At 65.0% G+C, this 19,627-nt stretch carries 13 protein-coding genes and 1 pseudogene; 11 read left to right on the top strand and 3 right to left on the bottom strand.

The features are described from left to right. Window positions 1-14: 14 nt before the first annotated feature. Window positions 15-1,052: pseudogene (locus LU671_RS29635) on the bottom strand (cache domain-containing protein); the annotation flags it as partial. A gap of 223 nt (window positions 1,053-1,275) precedes the next feature. On the opposite strand from LU671_RS29635, the gene bamE reads away from it, so the two are divergent. Both bamE and LU671_RS03325 read left to right on the top strand, forming a co-directional pair. Further along, window positions 1,276-1,530: an outer membrane protein assembly factor BamE domain-containing protein gene (gene bamE, locus LU671_RS03320; RefSeq protein ID WP_028688397.1), complete on the top strand. Its 255-nt coding sequence runs from the start codon at window positions 1,276-1,278 to the stop codon at window positions 1,528-1,530. Then, entirely contained in the window at window positions 1,527-2,099 is a 573-nt protein-coding gene (locus tag LU671_RS03325) for a lipocalin family protein (RefSeq protein WP_232854942.1), read from the top strand. Before bamE ends, LU671_RS03325 begins: the two co-directional genes overlap by 4 nt. A gap of 146 nt (window positions 2,100-2,245) precedes the next feature. Here the strand turns inward: LU671_RS03325 and LU671_RS03330 are convergent, their stop codons facing one another. Next, window positions 2,246-3,610 (bottom strand): formimidoylglutamate deiminase, encoded by a 1,365-nt coding sequence (locus LU671_RS03330; protein WP_232854943.1) that lies wholly within the window; start codon window positions 3,608-3,610, stop codon window positions 2,246-2,248. A 144-nt stretch (window positions 3,611-3,754) separates the two neighbouring features. Here LU671_RS03330 and hutC point away from each other — a divergent pair, with 144 nt between their 5' ends. The 7 genes from hutC (at window position 3,755) to hutG (ending at window position 12,251) form a co-directional block, all read left to right on the top strand. Beyond that, a complete protein-coding gene (gene hutC, locus LU671_RS03335; RefSeq protein WP_203652717.1) occupies window positions 3,755-4,465 on the top strand; it encodes a histidine utilization repressor in 711 nt (236 codons plus the stop codon). After that, window positions 4,462-5,034, top strand: a complete 573-nt coding sequence (locus tag LU671_RS03340; protein ID WP_232854944.1) for a HutD/Ves family protein — start codon at window positions 4,462-4,464, stop codon at window positions 5,032-5,034. Before hutC ends, LU671_RS03340 begins: the two co-directional genes overlap by 4 nt. 201 nt (window positions 5,035-5,235) lie before the next feature. Then, on the top strand, window positions 5,236-6,909 hold the full coding sequence (hutU, locus tag LU671_RS03345) for a urocanate hydratase (RefSeq protein WP_203648367.1): 1,674 nt from the start codon (window positions 5,236-5,238) through the stop codon (window positions 6,907-6,909). Window positions 6,910-6,996: 87 nt separating this feature from the next. Then, on the top strand, window positions 6,997-8,529 hold the full coding sequence (hutH, locus tag LU671_RS03350; RefSeq protein ID WP_232854945.1) for a histidine ammonia-lyase: 1,533 nt from the start codon (window positions 6,997-6,999) through the stop codon (window positions 8,527-8,529). Window positions 8,530-8,679: 150 nt separating this feature from the next. Continuing rightward, window positions 8,680-10,083 carry an amino acid permease gene (locus LU671_RS03355; RefSeq protein ID WP_203648365.1) on the top strand — a complete coding sequence of 468 codons (1,404 nt, stop codon included), beginning with the start codon at window positions 8,680-8,682 and terminating at the stop codon, window positions 10,081-10,083. Window positions 10,084-10,101: 18 nt separating this feature from the next. Continuing rightward, window positions 10,102-11,307, top strand: coding sequence for an imidazolonepropionase (gene hutI, locus LU671_RS03360; RefSeq protein WP_232854946.1), 1,206 nt, complete (start codon window positions 10,102-10,104; stop codon window positions 11,305-11,307). Window positions 11,308-11,447: 140 nt separating this feature from the next. Next, the gene (gene hutG / locus LU671_RS03365) at window positions 11,448-12,251 is read left to right on the top strand and encodes an N-formylglutamate deformylase (protein ID WP_232854947.1); all 804 of its coding nucleotides are present in this window, start codon (window positions 11,448-11,450) and stop codon (window positions 12,249-12,251) included. A gap of 3 nt (window positions 12,252-12,254) precedes the next feature. Here the strand turns inward: hutG and LU671_RS03370 are convergent, their stop codons facing one another. Then, a complete protein-coding gene (locus tag LU671_RS03370) occupies window positions 12,255-17,831 on the bottom strand; it encodes a dermonecrotic toxin domain-containing protein (RefSeq protein ID WP_232854948.1) in 5,577 nt (1,858 codons plus the stop codon). A gap of 180 nt (window positions 17,832-18,011) precedes the next feature. On the opposite strand from LU671_RS03370, the gene pip reads away from it, so the two are divergent. Beyond that, on the top strand, window positions 18,012-18,983 hold the full coding sequence (gene pip, locus LU671_RS03375; protein ID WP_232854949.1) for a prolyl aminopeptidase: 972 nt from the start codon (window positions 18,012-18,014) through the stop codon (window positions 18,981-18,983). Further along, window positions 18,980-19,417, top strand: coding sequence for a D-aminoacyl-tRNA deacylase (gene dtd, locus LU671_RS03380; RefSeq protein ID WP_050707270.1), 438 nt, complete (start codon window positions 18,980-18,982; stop codon window positions 19,415-19,417). Before pip ends, dtd begins: the two co-directional genes overlap by 4 nt. Window positions 19,418-19,627: the final 210 nt, after the last annotated feature.

The raw sequence follows: 19,627 nt of genomic DNA on the forward strand, positions 1-19,627 counted from the left end.
GACTCGTGGATCCGCTCGACGAAACGGTTGAACGACTGCGCCAGGCTGCCGAACTCGTCCTGGGCGTGGATGTTCAGGCGCCGGGTCAGGTCGCCCTCGCCCTCGGCGATGTCGCGCATGGCGCGGCCCATGACGTGCAGTGGCTCCATCAGCACACGGATCAGCAGGCCGAGCAGGGCGATGATCACCACCACCGCGATCAGCGTCGCCACCACCGCCGAGGTGCGCAGCTCGCCGAGCATGGCGAAGGCCGCGTCCTGGTCCAGCACCAGCGCCACGTACCAGTCCGCCGACGGCACGCCGTCGACGTGGGTGAAGCTGATGAACTGCCGGCGGCCCTCGACCTCGACCTCTTTCAGGCCGCTGCCGATGCGCAGGTCGCTGCCGGGGTAGACATCGGCCAGGGTCTTGAGCGCCAGTTCGCCCTTGGGATGGATGAGCACCTTGCCTTCGCCGTTGACGATGAAGGCATGGCCGTGGCCGCCGAAGTCGAGGGTGTTGATCAGGTTGCTGATGGTCTGCAGGTCGGTGTCGACACCGCTCACGCCGATCATGCGCCCGCCCTGTTGCACCGGGGTGGCCAGGGTGATCACCAGCTTGCCGGCCGAGACCGAGATGTACGGCTCGGTGACGATGGTCTGGCCCGCCGCGCTGGCCGCCTTGTACCAGCCGCGCACGCGCGGGTCGTAGTCGGCGGCGCGGTTACCCACCGGCACCGACTGCATGCTGCCGTCCTGGCCGCCGAAGTAGGTGAGGATGAAGTTGCCGCTGTACACCGGCAACGCCAGGATGCGGTCGAGGCTGTTCTTGGCCGGGCCGTCGACGGCGATCTGCTGGGCCACCGAGCTCACCAGCTGGATGCGGCTGTCGAGCCAAGTGCGGATGTTGCCCGCGGTCAGGTTGCCCAGTGACTGCAACGTCGATTCAGTGTCGCTGCGCAGCGACTGGCGCTGCCTGTAGTCGTTGAACAGGACGAAGCAGGTGAAGGCGACGGCCACCACGAGGGCGGCGGCCAGCAGGATCTTGTGGCTGAACTTGAGGTTCTTGGTCATTTTTCTTGGAATCTGCGCACGGGCACGAAGGGGAGGGGTGCGGCAAAAGGCCACACCACCGCTCTATGTCGACGCGCAGGAATAAAACATTAATCGTTTGCGCGCCAGGCGACCAACGGCGCACAACGAAACCTGGGCCGCCAGGGAACCGCGGAGCCTTTTTCCCTTCTAAGCTCCCTGCAGGCCTTCGTACCTGCGTATCCACCTCCAGGAGTGTCCCTTCATGTCGTTGCGTTCCCTCGCCCTGTTGTCCTTGTGCGTCGTCCTGACCGCCTGCAGCAAGATCAACCAGGAAAACTATTCCAAGCTCAAGGCCGGCATGAACAAGGCCGAGGTCGAGCAATTGCTCGGTTCGCCCAAGGAGTGCTCCGGGGCACTGGGCATGAGCAGCTGCACCTGGGGTGACGAGAAGAGCTTCATCAGCGTGCAGTACGCGGCGGACAAGGTCCTGATGTATTCCGGGCAGGGCCTCAAATGAGGCGTCTGCACCTGCTGCTGGGCGTGTGCCTGGTGATGCTGTTGGGTGGCTGCGCCACCTCGGCCACCGACCCGCTGGCGCCGAAGACCGCAGGTGCGGTCGACCTCAAGCGTTACCAGGGCAAATGGTTCGAGCTGGCGCGCCTGCCGATGAAGTACCAGGATGGCTGCGCCCAATCCGAAGCCCACTACAATCTCAAGCCCGACGGCACGGTCGGCGTGCTCAATCGCTGCCGCACCATGGGCGACGAGTGGCTGCGCGCCGAAGGCCATGCCACGCCGCAGGAGGCCGGGCACACCGACAAGCTGTGGGTGGAGTTCGACAACTGGTTCACCCGCCTGGTGCCGGGCGTGGCCAAGGGCGACTACTGGATCCTGTTCGTCGACGAGCGCTACCGTACGGCGATTGTCGGCAGCCCGGATCGCAAGTACCTGTGGATTCTTTCGCGTACGCCTTCGTTGCCGGCCTGGGAACGCGAGAACCTGCTGGCCAGGGCGCGGCAGCAGGGGTATGACACCAATCGGCTGATCTGGCGAGTGTCCGACAAGCAGATTGTTGCCAGGCATTGAGATCCAGGTGGTTGCGATCCCTGTAGGAGCGGCCTTGCGCCGCGAAAGGGCCGCAAAGCGGCCCCGGCGATCTTTGCGTCAACACTGAACCTGGGGCCGCTACGCAGCCCTTTCGCGGCACAAGGCCGCTCCTACAGGGACCGCGTTCAGGCTAGAAGTTGGCGCAGGACTGCCACAAACGCCACCGCGCTTTCCTCTTCCTGCCCATGCCGCCCCTGGCGCACCACCCACCGTCCGTTGACCATCACATCGCGCACCTGGCGGTCGCCGCCCGCGAACAGCCAGCGGTTGAGGATGGCATCACCGTCGGCCACGGCCAGATACGGATCCTGTCCATCGAGCACCAGCCAGTCCGCGCGCTTGCCCACGGCGAGCTCGCCGATCGGTTGCCCCAGCGCCTGGGCGCCGCCAGTCAGCGCGGCATCGTAGAGGGTACGGCCCACCATCGGCTGGTCTGCGCGATACAGGCGGTTGCGCCGTTGGTCGCGCAGGCGCTGGCCATACTCCAGCCAGCGCAGCTCCTCGACCACGCTGAGCGACACATGGCTGTCCGAGCCGATGCCCATGCGCCCGCCCTGGGCCAGGTAGTCCACCGCCGGGAAGATCCCGTCGCCCAGGTTCGCCTCGGTGGTCAGGCACAGCCCTGCCACCGCGCCGCTGCGGGCCATGGCGGCAACTTCGTCGGCTTCGGCGTGGGTGGCGTGGACCAGGCACCAGCGCTGATCGACTTCGACATGCTCATACAGCCACTGCAGCGGACGGCGGCCGCTCCAGGCCAGGCAGTCATCGACCTCCTTCTGCTGCTCGGCAATGTGGATATGCACCGGGCAGGCCGCATCACTGGCGCCCAGCACATCGGCGATCTGGCCCGGCGTCACCGCGCGCAGGGAGTGGAAGCACAGTCCCAGCGCCTGCGCCGGTTGTTGCGCCAGCAAGGGTACAAGCTGCTGTTGCAGGCGCAGGTACTGCTCGGTGGAATTGATGAAGCGTCGCTGACCGTCGTTGGGGGCCTGGCCGCCGAAGCCGGAATGGCTGTACAGCACCGGCAGCAAGGTCAGGCCGATGCCGCTGGCACTGGCGGCGGCGCTGATGCGGCGTGACAGCTCGGCAGGGTCGGCATAGGCCTGGCCGTTCTGGTCATGGTGGACATAATGGAACTCGGCCACTGAGGTGTAGCCGGCCTTGAGCATCTCGATGTACAGCTGGCGGGCGATCACCTGCAACTGCTCCGGGGTGATCCGGCCGACCAGGCGGTACATCAGCTCGCGCCAGGTCCAGAAGCTGTCGTTGGGGTTGCCGGCCACTTCCGCCAGCCCCGCCATGGCCCGCTGGAACGCGTGCGAGTGCAGGTTGGGCATGCCCGGCAGCAACGGCCCGGCCAGGCGCTCGGCGCCATCGGCGCTGGCATCGGCCTCGATTGAGGCCAGTCGGCCGTCGGCGGCGACCTCCAGGCGGACATTGCGGGCCCAGCCCGAGGGCAGCAGGGCGCGTTCGGCGAAGTAGGCGGACATCGGTGAAATCCTGTTATTGTTAACTTGTATATACATATACAGCCGTTTGCCTGCCGGGTAAACTCCGGCAAGCTACCGTTCACTCCAACCGCACAAGGATTCAACGCCGTGCCGACACTTCCTGTCTCCGCGCTGGTTGCCCAGATGGGCGAAGGGCCGGCGCCGCTCTACGCCCGGGTGAAACAGATGATCATCCAGCAGATCGAGAGCGGCAGCTGGCCGCCTCATCATCGGGTGCCCTCGGAGAGCGAACTGGTCAGCGAGCTGGGCTTCAGCCGCATGACCATTAACCGCGCCCTGCGCGAGCTGACCGCCGAGGGCCTGCTGGTGCGCATGCAGGGTGTCGGCACCTTCGTCGCCGAGCCCAAGACCCGCTCGGCGCTGTTCGAGGTCAACAACATCGCCGACGAAATCGCCGGCCGTGGCCACCAGCATAGCTGCCAGGTGATCACCCTGGCCGAGGAGGCCGCTGGCTCCGAGCGCGCCCTGGCCCTGGACATGCGCGAAGGCCAGCGGGTGTTCCACTCGTTGATCGTGCATTACGAGAACGGCGTGCCGGTGCAGATCGAGGACCGCTACGTCAACGCCGCCATCGCCCCGGACTACCTCAAGCAGGATTTTACCCGGCAGACGCCCTACGCCTACCTGTCGCAGGTCGCGCCGCTCACCGAAGGCGAGCATGTGGTCGAGGCCATCCTCGCCGAGCCTGAAGAATGCACGCTGTTGCAGATCGAGCGGGGCGAGCCGTGCCTGCTGATCCGCCGCCGCACCTGGTCGGGACGCCAGCCGGTGACCGCCGCGCGCCTGATCCACCCCGGTTCCCGTCACCGTCTGGAAGGACGATTCAGCAAATGACTCAGTTGCAGCTGTTGCGTGCGCGGGATTATCCGCGCATGCCCTGGAAGAACGGTGGTGGCTTCACCGAAGAGATCACCCGCGATGTCGGCGACAGCCTGGACGGTTTCGGCTGGCGCCTGTCGATTGCCGATATCGAGGAGTCCGGTGGCTTTTCCACCTTTGCCGGGTACCAGCGGATCATCACCGTATTGCAGGGCGACGGCATGCGGTTGCTGGTCGACGGCCAGGCCAGCCGGCCGCTGTTGCCGTTCGATGCGTTCGCCTTCAGTGGCGAGAGCCAGGTCAGTTGCAAGCTGCTGGGTGGGGCGATTCGCGATTTCAACCTGATCTATGCGCCGCAGCGCTATCGGGCGCGGTTGCAGTGGTTCGATGGCGGCAACCAGATATTCAGTTCGGCGTCGACGCTGTTGCTGTTTGCCGCCGGCAATCATGTCGAGGTGGGGCTGGCTGGGCAGGGCACGCAGCAGCTTGGGCGGTATGACTGCCTGCGGATCGATGGTAACGAGGGGTTGCTGGAGCTGGATGTACAGGGGCGATTCTGCCTGATCGAGCTGACACCAAGCTGATTCTGTCGCAAGTACATCGCGGGGCAAGCCCGCTCCCACGCCAGATCTTGTCCGGCGTGGGAGCGGGCTTGCCCCGCGATGCTTTTCGGAGGAATGGTCCGGTTTTTTGGTTGCCTATGCTTGTACATACAAGTAAAGGTGTGTTTGTATAGTCGCCACGACACACACACATGCCGTCGGACGACCGCAGAGGACATCCCCGTGACTGACAACAACAAATACCGTGACGTAGAAATCCGTGCCCCGCGTGGCAACAAGCTGACCGCCAAGAGCTGGCTGACCGAAGCCCCGCTGCGCATGCTGATGAACAACCTCGACCCGCAGGTCGCCGAAAACCCGAAAGAGCTGGTGGTGTACGGCGGCATCGGCCGCGCCGCGCGCAACTGGGAGTGCTACGACAAAATCGTCGAGACCCTGACCCGCCTGGAAGACGACGAAACCCTGCTGGTGCAGTCGGGCAAGCCGGTCGGCGTGTTCAAGACCCACAGCAACGCCCCGCGCGTGCTGATCGCCAACTCCAACCTGGTGCCGCACTGGGCCAACTGGGAGCACTTCAACGAGCTGGACGCCAAGGGCCTGGCCATGTACGGCCAGATGACCGCCGGCAGCTGGATCTACATCGGCAGCCAGGGCATCGTCCAGGGCACCTACGAAACCTTCGTCGAAGCCGGCCGCCAGCACTACAACGGCAGCCTGAAAGGCAAGTGGGTACTGACCGCGGGCCTCGGTGGTATGGGCGGCGCCCAGCCACTGGCTGCAACCCTGGCCGGTGCCTGCTCGCTGAACATCGAGTGCCAGCAGAGCCGCATCGATTTCCGCCTGGAAACCCGCTACGTCGATGAGCAGGCCAAGGACCTGGACGACGCCCTGGCGCGCATCGCCAAGTACACCGCCGAAGGCAAGGCCATCTCCATCGCCCTGCACGGCAACGCCGCCGAGATCCTGCCGGAGCTGGTCAAGCGTGGCGTGCGCCCGGACATGGTCACCGACCAGACCAGCGCCCACGACCCGCTCAACGGCTACCTGCCGGCCGGCTGGACCTGGGAGCAATACCGCGACCGCGCCCAGACCGACCCGGCTGCCGTGGTGAAAGCCGCCAAGCAATCGATGGCCGTGCACGTCAAGGCCATGCTCGACTTCCAGGCGCAAGGCATCCCGACCTTCGACTACGGCAACAACATCCGCCAGATGGCCAAGGAAGAAGGCGTGGCCAACGCCTTCGACTTCCCGGGCTTCGTACCGGCCTACATCCGCCCGTTGTTCTGCCGCGGTGTCGGTCCGTTCCGCTGGGCCGCGCTGTCCGGCGACGCCGAGGACATCTACAAGACCGACGCCAAGGTCAAGGAACTGATCCCGGACGACGCTCACCTGCACCGCTGGCTGGACATGGCCCGCGAGCGCATCAGCTTCCAGGGCCTGCCGGCGCGTATCTGCTGGGTCGGCCTGGGCCTGCGTGCCAAGCTCGGCCTGGCGTTCAACGAAATGGTGCGCAGCGGCGAGCTGTCGGCGCCGGTGGTGATCGGTCGCGACCACCTGGACTCGGGCTCGGTATCCAGCCCCAACCGCGAAACCGAAGCCATGCGCGACGGCTCCGACGCGGTCTCCGACTGGCCGCTGCTCAACGCCCTGCTCAACACTGCGGGTGGCGCCACCTGGGTTTCGCTGCACCACGGCGGTGGCGTGGGCATGGGCTTCTCCCAGCACTCGGGCATGGTCATCGTCTGCGACGGTACCGATGAAGCCGCCGAGCGTATCGCCCGCGTGCTGACCAACGACCCGGGGACCGGCGTGATGCGCCACGCCGATGCCGGTTACCAGATCGCCATCGACTGCGCCAAGGAGCAGGGCCTGGACCTGCCGATGATCACCGGCTGATCGCCGCGCTTTGGATCGCACCCTTCACGGGTGATACTGAACAACAAGAAGGGGCCCCGCGTGGCCCCAAGCGATTGGAGTAGCGAAGTGACCGAATTGACCCTCAAGCCCGGCACCCTGACCCTGGCCCAGCTGCGCGCCATCCATGCCACCCCCGTGCGCCTGCAGCTGGATGCCAGCGCCGCGCCGGCCATCGACGCCAGCGTTGCCTGCGTCGAGCAGATCATCGCCGAAGACCGCACCGCCTACGGCATCAACACCGGTTTCGGCCTGCTGGCCTCGACCCGCATTGCCAGCCATGACCTGGAGAATCTGCAGCGCTCGCTGGTGCTGTCCCACGCCGCCGGTATCGGCGCACCGCTGGACGACAGCCTGGTGCGCCTGATCATGGTGCTGAAGATCAACAGCCTCAGCCGCGGTTTCTCCGGCATCCGTCGCAAGGTGATCGACGCGCTGATCGCCCTGGTCAACGCCGAAGTTTATCCACACATCCCACTCAAGGGCTCGGTCGGCGCTTCCGGCGACCTGGCACCGCTGGCGCACATGTCGCTGGTGCTGCTGGGCGAGGGCAAGGCCCGCTACCAGGGCCAGTGGCTGCCTGCCACCGAGGCCCTGGCCGTCGCTGGCCTGGAGCCACTGACCTTGGCCGCCAAAGAGGGCCTGGCCCTGCTCAACGGTACCCAGGCGTCCACCGCCTACGCCCTGCGCGGCCTGTTCCAGGCCGAAGACCTGTATGCCGCAGCCATCGCCTGTGGCGGCCTGACCGTGGAAGCGGCACTGGGTTCGCGCTCGCCGTTCGATGCACGTATCCATGAAGTGCGTGGCCAGCGCGGCCAGATCGACACCGCCGCCTGCTTCCGCGACCTGCTGGGCGACACCAGCGAAGTGTCGCTGTCGCACAAGAACTGCGACAAGGTCCAGGACCCGTACTCCCTGCGCTGCCAGCCACAGGTCATGGGTGCCTGCCTGACCCAGATCCGCCAGGCCGCCGAAGTGCTCGGTATCGAAGCCAACGCCGTGTCGGACAACCCGCTGGTGTTCGCCGCCGAAGGCGACGTGATCTCTGGCGGCAACTTCCACGCCGAGCCTGTGGCCATGGCCGCCGACAACCTGGCCCTGGCGATCGCCGAGATCGGCTCGCTGAGCGAGCGCCGCATCTCGCTGATGATGGACAAGCACATGTCCCAGCTGCCGCCGTTCCTGGTGGAAAACGGCGGGGTCAACTCCGGCTTCATGATCGCCCAGGTCACCGCCGCCGCGTTGGCCAGCGAGAACAAGGCCTTGTCGCACCCGCACAGCGTTGACAGCCTGCCAACCTCGGCCAACCAGGAAGACCATGTGTCGATGGCCCCGGCCGCCGGCAAGCGCCTGTGGGAAATGGCCGAGAACACCCGTGGCGTGCTGGCCATCGAATGGCTGGGCGCCTGCCAGGGCCTGGACCTGCGCAAGGGGCTGAAGACTTCGGTCAAGCTGGAGCAGGCGCGCCAGGCGCTGCGCAAGGACGTGCCGCACTATGACCGCGACCGTTTCTTCGCACCGGATATCGAGGTGGCGTCCGAGCTGCTGGCCAAAGGTACCTTGACCGGCCTGCTGCCGGCTGGGGTCCTGCCTAGCCTGTAACACCGTCGGGGGCCGCTTTGCGGCCCTTTCGCGGCGCAAGGCTGCTCCTACACAGGCAATGCGTTCCCCTGTAGGAGCGGCCTTGTGCCGCGATGGGCTGCGCAGCAGCCCCCCTCATTCTCACGACCAGAACAACAATAAGGACGTGACATGCAACAAGCTCAAGGTCTCAAGCGCGGGCTATCGGCCCGGCATATCCGTTTCATGGCGCTCGGTTCGGCAATCGGTACCGGGCTTTTCTACGGTTCGGCCTCGGCCATCCAGATGGCCGGCCCGGCCGTGCTGCTGGCCTACCTGATCGGCGGCGCCGCCGTATTCATGGTCATGCGCGCCCTCGGCGAGATGGCCGTGCACAACCCGGTGGCCGGCTCCTTCGGCCACTACGCCAGCACCTACCTCGGCCCGATGGCCGGCTTCATCCTCGGTTGGACCTACGCCTTCGAGATGGTCATCGTCGCCATCGCCGACGTCACCGCCTTCGGTATCTACATGGGCTTCTGGTTCCCCGAGGTCGCCCGCTGGATCTGGGTACTGGGCATCGTGTTCCTGATCGGCGGCCTGAACCTGTGCAACGTGCGGGTCTTCGGCGAGATGGAGTTCTGGCTGTCGCTGCTCAAGGTCGGCGCAATCGTCGCGATGATTCTCGCGGGCCTTGGCATCATGGCTTTCGGCTTCAGCCAGGTGGGCACCGGGCACGCGGTCGGGGTGAGCAACCTGTTCGACCATGGCGGCTTCATGCCCAATGGCGTCAGTGGCCTGATCGCCTCGTTCGCGGTGGTGATGTTCGCCTTCGGCGGCATCGAGATCATCGGCGTCACCGCAGGTGAAGCGAAAGACCCTCAGCGCGTCATCCCCAAGGCAATTAACGCCGTGCCGCTGCGCATCCTGCTGTTCTACGTGCTCACCCTGTTCGTGCTGATGTGCCTGTATCCGTGGCCGCAGATCGGCAGCCAGGGCAGCCCGTTCGTGCAGATCTTCAGCAACCTGGGGATCGGCTCGGCCGCAGCCGTGCTCAATATCGTGGTGATCTCGGCGGCGATTTCGGCGATCAACAGCGACATCTTCGGTGCCGGGCGCATGATGTACGGCCTGGCCCAGCATGGCCAGGCACCGCGTGGCTTCGGCAAACTGTCGAAACACGGCGTGCCATGGATGACCGTGGTGGTGATGGGCGCGGCGCTGCTGGTCGGTGTGCTGCTCAACTACCTGATCCCGGAAAACGTGTTCCTGCTGATTGCCTCGATCGCCACCTTCGCCACCGTGTGGGTGTGGCTGATGATCCTGGTCACCCAGGTCGCCATGCGCCGCAGCATGAGCCGCGAGCAAGTCGCCCAGCTCAAGTTCCCGGTACCCTTCTGGCCCTATGGCCCGGCCCTGGCCATTGCCTTCATGGTGTTCATCTTCGGTGTGCTCGGCTACTTCCCCGATACCCAGGCGGCGTTGATCGTCGGGGTGATCTGGGTGGTGTTCCTGGTGGCGTCCTACCTGCTGTGGTGCAAGCCGCGCGCGGGTGGTGGCGAGCCGCTCCGGGAGCCTGCCGAGCTGCACCGTTAAGCTTACAAGGAGATCCTGATGAGAACCCTCTGGCAGCACTGCCACGCCGCGACCATGACCGAGGGCCGCTACGCGGTCATCGAGGACGCGGCGATCGTCACCAGCGCTGGCCTGATCGAGTGGATCGGTCCCCGCGCTGATGTGCCGCCGGTCGAAGCCGACCGGGTCGTCGACCTGGGCGGTGCCTGGGTCACCCCCGGGCTGATCGACTGCCACACCCACGCGGTGTTCGGCGGCAACCGCAGCGGCGAGTTCGAGCAGCGCCTGCAGGGCGTCAGCTATGCCGAAATCGCCGCCCAGGGCGGCGGTATCGCCAGCACCGTGCGGGCCACCCGCGCGGCCAGCGAGGACGAGCTACTGGCCAGTGCCCGCCAGCGAGTTCAGGCGCTGATGCGCGACGGCGTGACCACGATCGAGATCAAGTCCGGCTACGGCCTGGACCTTGAGAACGAACGCAAGATGCTGCGCGTCGCCCGGCGCCTGGGTGAGGAGCTGCCGCTGACCGTGCGCAGCACCTGCCTGGCCGCCCATGCCTTGCCGCCGGAGTATGCGGGCAGGGCGGACGACTACATCGACCATATCTGCGACGAGATGCTCCCGGTGCTGGCCGCCGAGGGGCTGGTGGATGCGGTGGATGCCTTCTGCGAGCACCTGGCGTTCTCTCCGGCCCAGGTCGAGCGCCTGTTCATCAAGGCGCGTGAGCTGGGGCTGCCGGTAAAGCTGCACGCCGAGCAGTTGTCGTCGCTGCACGGCTCGAGCCTGGCGGCCCGCTACCAGGCGCTGTCGGCCGATCACCTGGAGTTCATGACCGAGGAGGACGCCATTGCCATGGCCGAGGCCGGCACGGTCGCGGTGCTGCTGCCGGGGGCATTCTACTTCCTGCGCGAAACCCAGCTGCCACCGATGGACGCCCTGCGCCGGCATGGCGTGAAGATCGCCCTGGCCAGCGACCTCAACCCCGGTACCTCGCCGGGGCTGTCGCTGCGCCTGATGCTGAACATGGGCTGCACCTGTTTCCGTATGACCCCGGAAGAAGCCCTGGCCGGCGTCACCGTGCACGCCGCCACGGCGCTGGGGCTGGGCGACAGCCACGGCTCGCTGGAAGTGGGCAAGGTGGCGGATTTCATCGCCTGGCAGATCGAACGCCCGGCCGACCTCAGCTACTGGCTCGGCGGCGACCTGCCCAAGCGCGTGGTGCGCCTGGGCCACGAAATCTCCAATTGAAAGAATCGAAGCTGCACTGCGGTGTCAGGAGCAGGGCTTCGTGGGAGCGGGCTTGCCCCGCGATACCGGCGAAGCCGGTGCCATCCATCGCGGGCAAGCCCGCTCCCACGAAGGTCAATCAGATACGCTGTAGGAGTCATATGGACAAGGTATTGAGTTTTCACCAAGGCCGGCTGCCACTGCTGATCAGCATGCCTCACGCCGGGCTGGGCCTGACGCCAGCCGTGCACGATGGCCTGGTCGACCAGGCACGCAGCCTGCCGGACACCGACTGGCACATTCCACGCCTGTACGACTTCGCCCGTGACCTGGGCGCAAGTGTAGTGGCGGCGGAGTATTCGCGCTTCGTCATCGACCTGAACCGCCCGGACGACGACAAGCCGCTGTACGCCGGCGCCACCACCGGCCTGTACCCGGCGACATTGTTCGACGGCGAGCCGTTGTTCAAGGATGGCCAGGTGCCGAGCGCCGACGAGCGGGCGACGTACCTGGAAGGGATCTGGCGCCCGTACCACGACACGATTCGTCGCGAGCTGGAGCGCCTGCGCGCAGAGTTCGGCTATGCGCTGCTGTGGGACGCCCATTCGATCCGTTCGCTGATCCCGCATCTGTTCGACGGCAAACTGCCGGACTTCAACCTCGGTACCTTCAACGGCGCCAGTTGCGATCCCGAGCTGGCCAAGCGGCTGCAGGGCGTGTGCGCCGAGTTCCCGCACTACAGCCATGTGCTCAACGGCCGCTTCAAGGGTGGACACATCACCCGCCACTACGGTGACCCGTCCCGACAGATCCATGCCGTGCAACTGGAGCTGGCGCAGAGCACGTACATGAATGAAGTCGAGCCGTTCGCCTATCGCCAGGACCTGGCACAACCGACCCAAGCGGTCCTGAGACGGTTGCTGGAGACGGTCCTTACGTGGGGCCGGGAGCGATACGGGCGCTAGCGCTCAACTGCGATCCGGATTGGCCAGTGTGGTCAGTTCACGGATCAGGTGCCGTTCCCGTGCCTGCTTGTCGTTCTCCAGCGCTTCGTACTCGGGCGCCAGTTCATCGAGGCTTTGCGGGGACTCGTCCAGGGCGTTGACCTGCGCCCTGTACTGCTGCTCGATGGCGTCGAAGCGTGCTGCGTAGGTCAGTCGCAGGTATCGGCACCATTGGTCATTGCTCGCGGCATACCCCAGGAACGACTCACCCTGCTCATCCCGGTGTACCTGGTCCATCGCCGCTGTCAGCTCGCTGCGGCTGACATCGGCAAAGGCCTCGTAGAGCATGTTGTCGTCGGGCACACCTAGTTTCAGCTCCTGATTCAGTCCGCGGCGATAGGCCAGGCGCACCTCCGCCTCGTCCCGGCCCTTGGCTTTGTCGCGGGCGATCTCATCCAGTCGGTACAGGCGATAGAGGCGCGTGAGCTCCTGGTAAAGCGTGTGTTCCGTATCGCCTGCGGTTCTCAGCAGGTTACGACTGTCGATCAGCAGCTCGATGTTCTGGAACACCAGTAGTGCCCCGTCGTGGCAGGTCTGGCTGCCGGTGTCCGGTTGCACCAGTGCCTCCTGCGCGATGGCGTTGAACAGCGCGCGTTCTTCCGGCCTGACCAGCGCCTTGATCAGGACCATGCGCACGCGCTGGCAGAAGGACGGCCGGCTGACGCCATTGCGAAAGGGCGCTGACTGCTGCAGGCGCCCGACCAGCGACAGCAGGTTGCCCGCATCGCCTGCCTGTTCCAGTTGCTGCCAGGTATCGCGCAGTGCTTCGTTTTCCAGCTGTGCGCCTTGCAGCCAGGCCTCCAGGCGTGGCTGGTCATCGGCAAGGGGAAGGATTGGATTATGCAGGTGCCCCCCCGCCAGTTCTTCATCCGAAGACGTCGCGGTCAGCAAGTCATCGGGCAGGCTCATGGCGAAGGTGAAGTTGCGCTGGGTGTCCGAGGAGGTGCGCGCACGGAACATGGTGCTGCGGCTCAATGGGTTGTCGAACAGGGCGATCGACGACACGGGGAAGTCGTGATCGAGGTTGCTGAAGATGTGTTCGGGTAGTTCGGTCAAGCGGTTCTCGCTCAGGTCGAGCAGTTCCAGCGGCAGCAGGCTGTTCAGCCAGGCGGGCCACTGTTCGATACCCATGTTGTTCAGCTCGAGCCGAGTCAGGTTGCGCAAGGTCTCGGGCACCTGGGTGATTGTGCCCAGGCGGTTGCCGGCCAGTTCCAGTGTGCTGAGGTTGCCCAGTGCGCCGAAGATGGCGAGCACGTTGTCATCGATCATCAGCCCCATGTCGCGCAAGGACAGGTAGACGAGCCGGGGCAGGCGCAGGAGTGCTGTCGGCAGCGCCTGGTTCGGCTGGGTGTGTTCGACGAGGCTGAGGTTTTCCACCAGGGGGAAGCGTCGCAGGAAATCATCCAGCTGGGCGCTCGTGCTGCTGATCCGGGCTAGCGACAGGCTGCGCACGCGATCGTGGAAGAAGGACGGAAGTTGCGACGGGAAATGCTCCAGGGCGATGTTTTCCAGGCGCAGCGTGGTCTGGCGCATGCCCAGTTCCTGGTTGCGCCAGAAGTTGTTGATGCTGACCCCGATCCGGTTGCGCATGGCCATGGCGGCCTGGCTCAGCGGCGCCGTCGAACTTGAGGCGTTGGCCCAGCTGTCGAGGGCGTCGCGCAGTGCTTCACGCTGCTGAGTGTAGCGGCGCAGGCGGGCGTTCAGGGACGATGAAATGTCGGCATGGATCCGTCCGGCCAGGCCCTGTTGATTGAGCAGGATGCGCAGCAGCTGATCCTCGATGATGGGATTGCCTTCCAGGGCAATGACCGAGTGGGTGGCAAGGTCCGGTTCGTTGCTCATGAGAAAGCTCGGCAGTGAGCGGATACGGTTGTCGCGTAGCGAGACCTCCCTGATGCGGGTCAGAGGGCGTGGCCTCAGTCCCTGGGGCCAGTGGTCGAGGTCCATGCGTTCGAGGCCCAGGTAGTCCAGCGTCAGGCCTTCGAAGGCCTGGTAGCTGTGCGATAACAGCCGATTGCCGTCCAGCGTGAGGCGCCGAAGGTGGGGCAACGCTCTCAGGCTTTCGATCTCCCTGCTCGACAATGCCAGGTTCAGGTTGGTGATGCTGAGGGATTCGAGCGCCGGAAGGCGGCGGGTGATCGAGCTGAGGTCGTACAGGAAGTTGGAGGCGGGTGCGTTGTCGACATAAGGTCGGGTCACCTCCAGCGAGCGTAAGCCTGGGAACTGTTGGAACAGACTGGTCAGCTGGCGCTCGCGCCGTCCCAGGCTCGAAGCGCTGCCGTGGGACGGGTCGATGAGCTGAAGATGCCTGACACTTTCGCCAAAGAACGTGGGCAGGTCGGACGGGAAGGTGTCCAGTGCGATCTGCTCCAGACGCAATGGTGTCGCCTCGTGGGGTGTCACAGGCAGGGCATTGTCATACCAGTGCTGGATGATCCGCTCATGCAGCGTGTCGATCGCTTCGCTGTCCTGCCCGGCTGTGGCGGTTGTCGCTCGTCGCCATGCGGCCAGCGTGTCGCGCAAGGTCGTGTGCCGCTCCAGCAATGCCTGCAGGCGTATGTTTATCTCGCTTCGGCTCAGTCCGCTGCCTTCCAGGTCGGCCAGTATCTGGTCGGCCGTACGCGTCGTATGCACGGGCAGGCCGGTTTCCCTGATCATGCGCAGCAGGGTGTGGCGGGTGAAGCCGCCTCCAGTGCCGCCATGGCCGCCCATCGGGTATCCCAGGCGGCCGTCGGCCAGACGCATCGGCGAGTGGAAGCCCTGGCGCACGGGCTGCATGCGCAACACCTTGCGCAACGCCTCGCGCGAAAGTCGAGGCATCTGGCGAAGCAGGCGCTTGAGTGCTTGCGTGTAGCTCACTCCCAGGTTACCCAGTACGCTGATTGCGGGTGTCGGCAGGGCTTTCATCAGCGCACTGTAGAGCGTGTCGTGAAGCCTCTCCGAGGCTTCTGGGGCACTGCTGCCGTCAACGATGTATCCATTGGTCGTGCTGAAAATGGTGGCGTTGGGCTCGGCGGTCTGTGCTCCGATTCGTGTGCGCTCGGCGGGCCAGTGCAGGTGTTGCTCAAGATCGATGACCGTATCGGCGGGCCAGCCGGGAAGCTGTTCCAGCGTATGCAAGATCAAGCGGTCAGTGTCCCAGTTGCGCACCGTGTTTAGATATAGCCCTTCATAGGCGCGGGCCAGGCGCACCTGCTGCTGGTAGGTGCGAGCCTCTGCACCAAGGCGGGCGTGGACCCTGCCTTTATCCAGACCCTGCAGCTCCTCCAGGCTGGCATTGCGCAACAGCTCTTCGATGACCGGAAGCGGCAGCTGTGGATAACGTTGCCGCAGGGTGGCGCCGCGGGCGGTGGGCCTGGCGTACAAAAGGTCGTAGCGCTTCTGGAACGTCTTGCGCAGCATGTTTGGCTCCGTCACCGAGGTGCGCAGTTCCTGATCCAGCTTGAAACGAGACAGCGTGTCTTCCAGCAACGCCGGCAAGCGCAGGTTCTGGCTGACGGTTCGACGCAACATGGACTCATCCGTGCCGCTGACGTCGAGGATCCGGGTCAGGGTGGCTTCGTCGAACCCAGCGGTCAGTTGTCCTGCCCGACCGGCCAACTGCTTCAATGGCCATGCCTGTGGTCGGTCCAGTTCATGCAGCCAGGCGCCTGCACCATTGTGGCGCAATCGAGGCTGGTAGCCTTGGGGGCTTTGTGGTTTTTCGATGACGTAGGCGTGGGGCGCAGCAATGGGTTTGACCGAGAACAGGCAGTCTTCCAGCGCCAACCAGATCTTGCCTGCGTGGTGGTACAAGCCGAACTCATCCGCTTTCAAGCCTGCAGGCAGCACGATGTCATGGGCAAATGGCTTCAGGTCCGGGGACCAGAGGCGGACCTCGCCGTCAGGCCTGCGCACCGGCTCCAGTTCTTCGACAAATGAAGGCGTCTCGGCGGTGATTTTCTCGATGGCAGGTTTTCCGCTGCTCGCCTCCCAGATCCCGAGAGCCGCCAACTGGGCAACGTTTTCAACCACGTCCACTAGGTAGGCCAGGGCCTGCTGCCTGTCGCCCTGCGCCCAGCTGGCGAACCCTTCGTATACTTCATGCCCCAGTTGCAGTGCCGTCAGTCCCAGCATCACCGGACCAAGGGCCGGTACGAAGAAACTGCCCAAGGCCAGGGCGTTGAAGGCCAGGCCGGTGTAGTACGCCAGTTGTTTCTGCGCGGTTATCTGATCCTCCGTCGCGGTGGGGACCGCGTGGAACAGGGCATCGTCCCTGAACCTTTGACGTTTCTGCGCGACCAGCGCCTCGCGCAGGCCTTGCCCGAAGGGCTGCTGTGCCACCGTCACTCGGGCGTCTGGATCGCGCACACGGTTTACCGTACCGCCGTACTGGCCCGGGAAGACCTTTGAGGTACTCCAGTCCACCGGTTGCAGGCAGTCCAGCAACTGGGTGAGAAAGGCATTGCTGTCGCGTGCCGGCACGCTGTCGAGCAGTTGCAGGCGGGTCATGGCCCCCAGCTGTTCGCGCAGGTAGGCCTGCAGTGCCTCGGCGGTGGCGTGATGCTTCAAGGGGATTCGCGCGCCGGGCAAATAGGTGACCAGCCAACCCTGGAAGGGCAGTTGGAACGCAGGGTAGCGCGACGGCAGGCTGGGGCCCGTTTCTACACCGAAGATCAAGGCGCCTGTTACCGAGCTGCCGAACAGCTGCAGGAAGGTCGCGCCCAGCGGACGGCCCTCGTACTCGGCCTCGCCGTGTTCGACCAGCTTGAGCAAGGCCTTATACAGCGGCTGTTCGAGCCTTTCGCCCAGATAAGCCCTGTGCAGCTCCAGGCGCAGGGTGCTCAGTTCCGCGTCGCCGAATACCTTGGCCGTCTGCGGATCCGCCTGGCAGGCCGTTTCGATCAGCGCCTGGTACTGACCACCGATGTCCAGCTCGCGGGATAATGCCGCGAATTCGCTCGGCGAGATCTCGACCTGGTTGCCGCTGGGCACCACGCCCACGAACGCATTGCTGTCGAGCACCCTTGAGCTGAGCCTGGCGGTATCCAGCCCACCAGGCAGCGCCTGTTCGGCCTCGAAGTTCTGCAAGGCGCTGTGCAGCAAGGACTGCGTGGCTCGTCTGAACGACCGTGCTGCCTGAACGATCGGGTCGCCGTGGGAGGCGTCCTGATAAGCCTCGGCCCGGCGGGCGTTGAACAGATAGGTCTTGTTCACGTCCAGTTGCAGATTGAAGCGCTGCTTGATCGCCTGGGTCAGCTGCTGCGTGGCGAACTGCCGTAGATCGGGTAGCTGCTTGAGCAGCCTGGTCACCTCATCCTGGGTCTGTCGATGGGTGCCATATTCCTGTACCTGCTGTCGGGCGATGTCCGGGTGCGCCAGGCAAGCCTTGTCGAACCAGGCGTTTGGTTGGCTCAGGGCATTGCGCATGTGGGCATGGGCCGGCTTTGCGACGTGCTTCAGCCAGTCAGGCATCTTGTCGGCGATCAGCCGCTTCGACAGTGAACCTATGGGTTCGTCCGTTACTGGCGCGCCAGCGACGCCGTTGTTGTTGACGCTCATGGTGGGGCCTCGATGGAAGGGAGGCCCGGATGGTATGGACTGTGCCGCCGACCAAGGACATAACATGATCTGGCCGTAGAACCCGTCCGCATGCATCGCACCCAGCACGAGAGCATGCTCAAAGCGCAATTCAGGTTTATGATGCCAGGCGGCAGACAATATCCTCACACGGAGTGCGCGATGCAGACCCTCTACCCGCAGATCAAACCCTACGCCCGGCACGATCTGGCCGTGGAAGCGCCGCATGTGCTGTATGTCGATGAGAGCGGCTCGCCGGAAGGTCTGCCCGTGGTGTTCATCCACGGTGGCCCGGGCGCGGGCTGCGATGCCCAGAGCCGCTGCTACTTCGACCCCAACCTGTACCGCATCGTCACCTTCGACCAGCGCGGCTGCGGCCGCTCCACGCCGCACGCGAGCCTGGAGAACAACACTACCTGGCACCTGGTCGAGGACCTGGAGCGCATTCGCGAGCACCTCGGCATCGACAAGTGGGTGCTGTTCGGCGGTTCCTGGGGTTCCACCCTGGCCCTGGCCTACGCCCAGAAGCACCCCGAGCGGGTGCATGGCCTGATCCTGCGCGGCATCTTCCTGTGCCGCCCGCAGGAGATCCACTGGTTCTACCAGGAAGGCGCCAGCCGGCTGTTCCCCGACTACTGGCAGGACTACATCGCACCGATCCCGCCGGAGGAACGCGGCGACCTGGTCAACGCCTTCCACAAGCGCCTGACCGGCAACGACCAGATCGCCCAGATGCATGCCGCCAAGGCCTGGTCCACCTGGGAGGGCCGCACCGCGACCCTGCGTCCGAACCCGCTGGTGGTCGACCGCTTCTCCGAGCCGCAGCGCGCCCTGTCGATCGCTCGCATCGAGTGCCATTACTTCACCAACAACGCTTTCCTCGAGCCAGACCAGCTGATCCGCGACATGCCGAAGATCGCTCACCTGCCGGCGATGATCGTGCATGGCCGCTACGACGTGATCTGCCCGTTGGACAACGCCTGGGAGCTGCACCAGGCCTGGCCGAACAGCGAGCTGAAGGTGATCCGCGACGCCGGCCACGCCGCCTCCGAGCCCGGCATCACCGACGCCCTGGTGCGCGCCGCCGACCAGATGGCCCGGCGCCTGCTCGACCTGCCCCTGGAAGAAGCATGAAGGGGCTGATCCAGCGTGTGCGTGGCGCGCGGGTGGAAGTGGCAGGGGAGATTGTCGGCGCCATCGACCAGGGGTTGCTGGCGCTGGTGGCGGTCGAGCCTGAAGATTCGCCCGAGCATGCCGACAAGCTGTTGCACAAACTGCTGAACTACCGGGTGTTCAGCGACGAGCAGGGCAAGATGAACCGCTCGCTCAAGGATGTCGGTGGCGGCCTGCTGCTGGTGTCGCAGTTCACCCTGGCCGCCGACACCCGCAACGGCATGCGCCCGAGCTTTTCCACGGCGGCGCCACCGGCCCTCGGCGCCGAGCTGTTCGACTATCTGCTGCGCCAGGCACAGGCCCGGCACCCGCTGGTGGCCAGTGGTCGCTTCGGTGCAGACATGCAGGTGCATCTGGTCAATGATGGCCCGGTAACATTTATGTTACAAATATGAGGTCAAAAAACCCCTTGTTTGTCGAAAAACAAGGGGTTTTGTACGATAAATAGTTTGTTCAGCCTGATGCGTTGTAACGCGACCTGCTGGATAATCGCGCGCTGCATGAACCTGCGTTCGCAGGTTCGTTTCACTTTGACTCGAGCATTGTCAGGATCCGTTTGGGGAATCATTACGCCCTCACGGGGTCCGAACAGTGCTCGCCAACCC

Origin of the sequence: Pseudomonas sp. NMI760_13, assembly GCF_021283245.1 — a bacterium.
GTDB lineage: Bacteria > Pseudomonadota > Gammaproteobacteria > Pseudomonadales > Pseudomonadaceae > Aquipseudomonas > Aquipseudomonas peradeniyensis.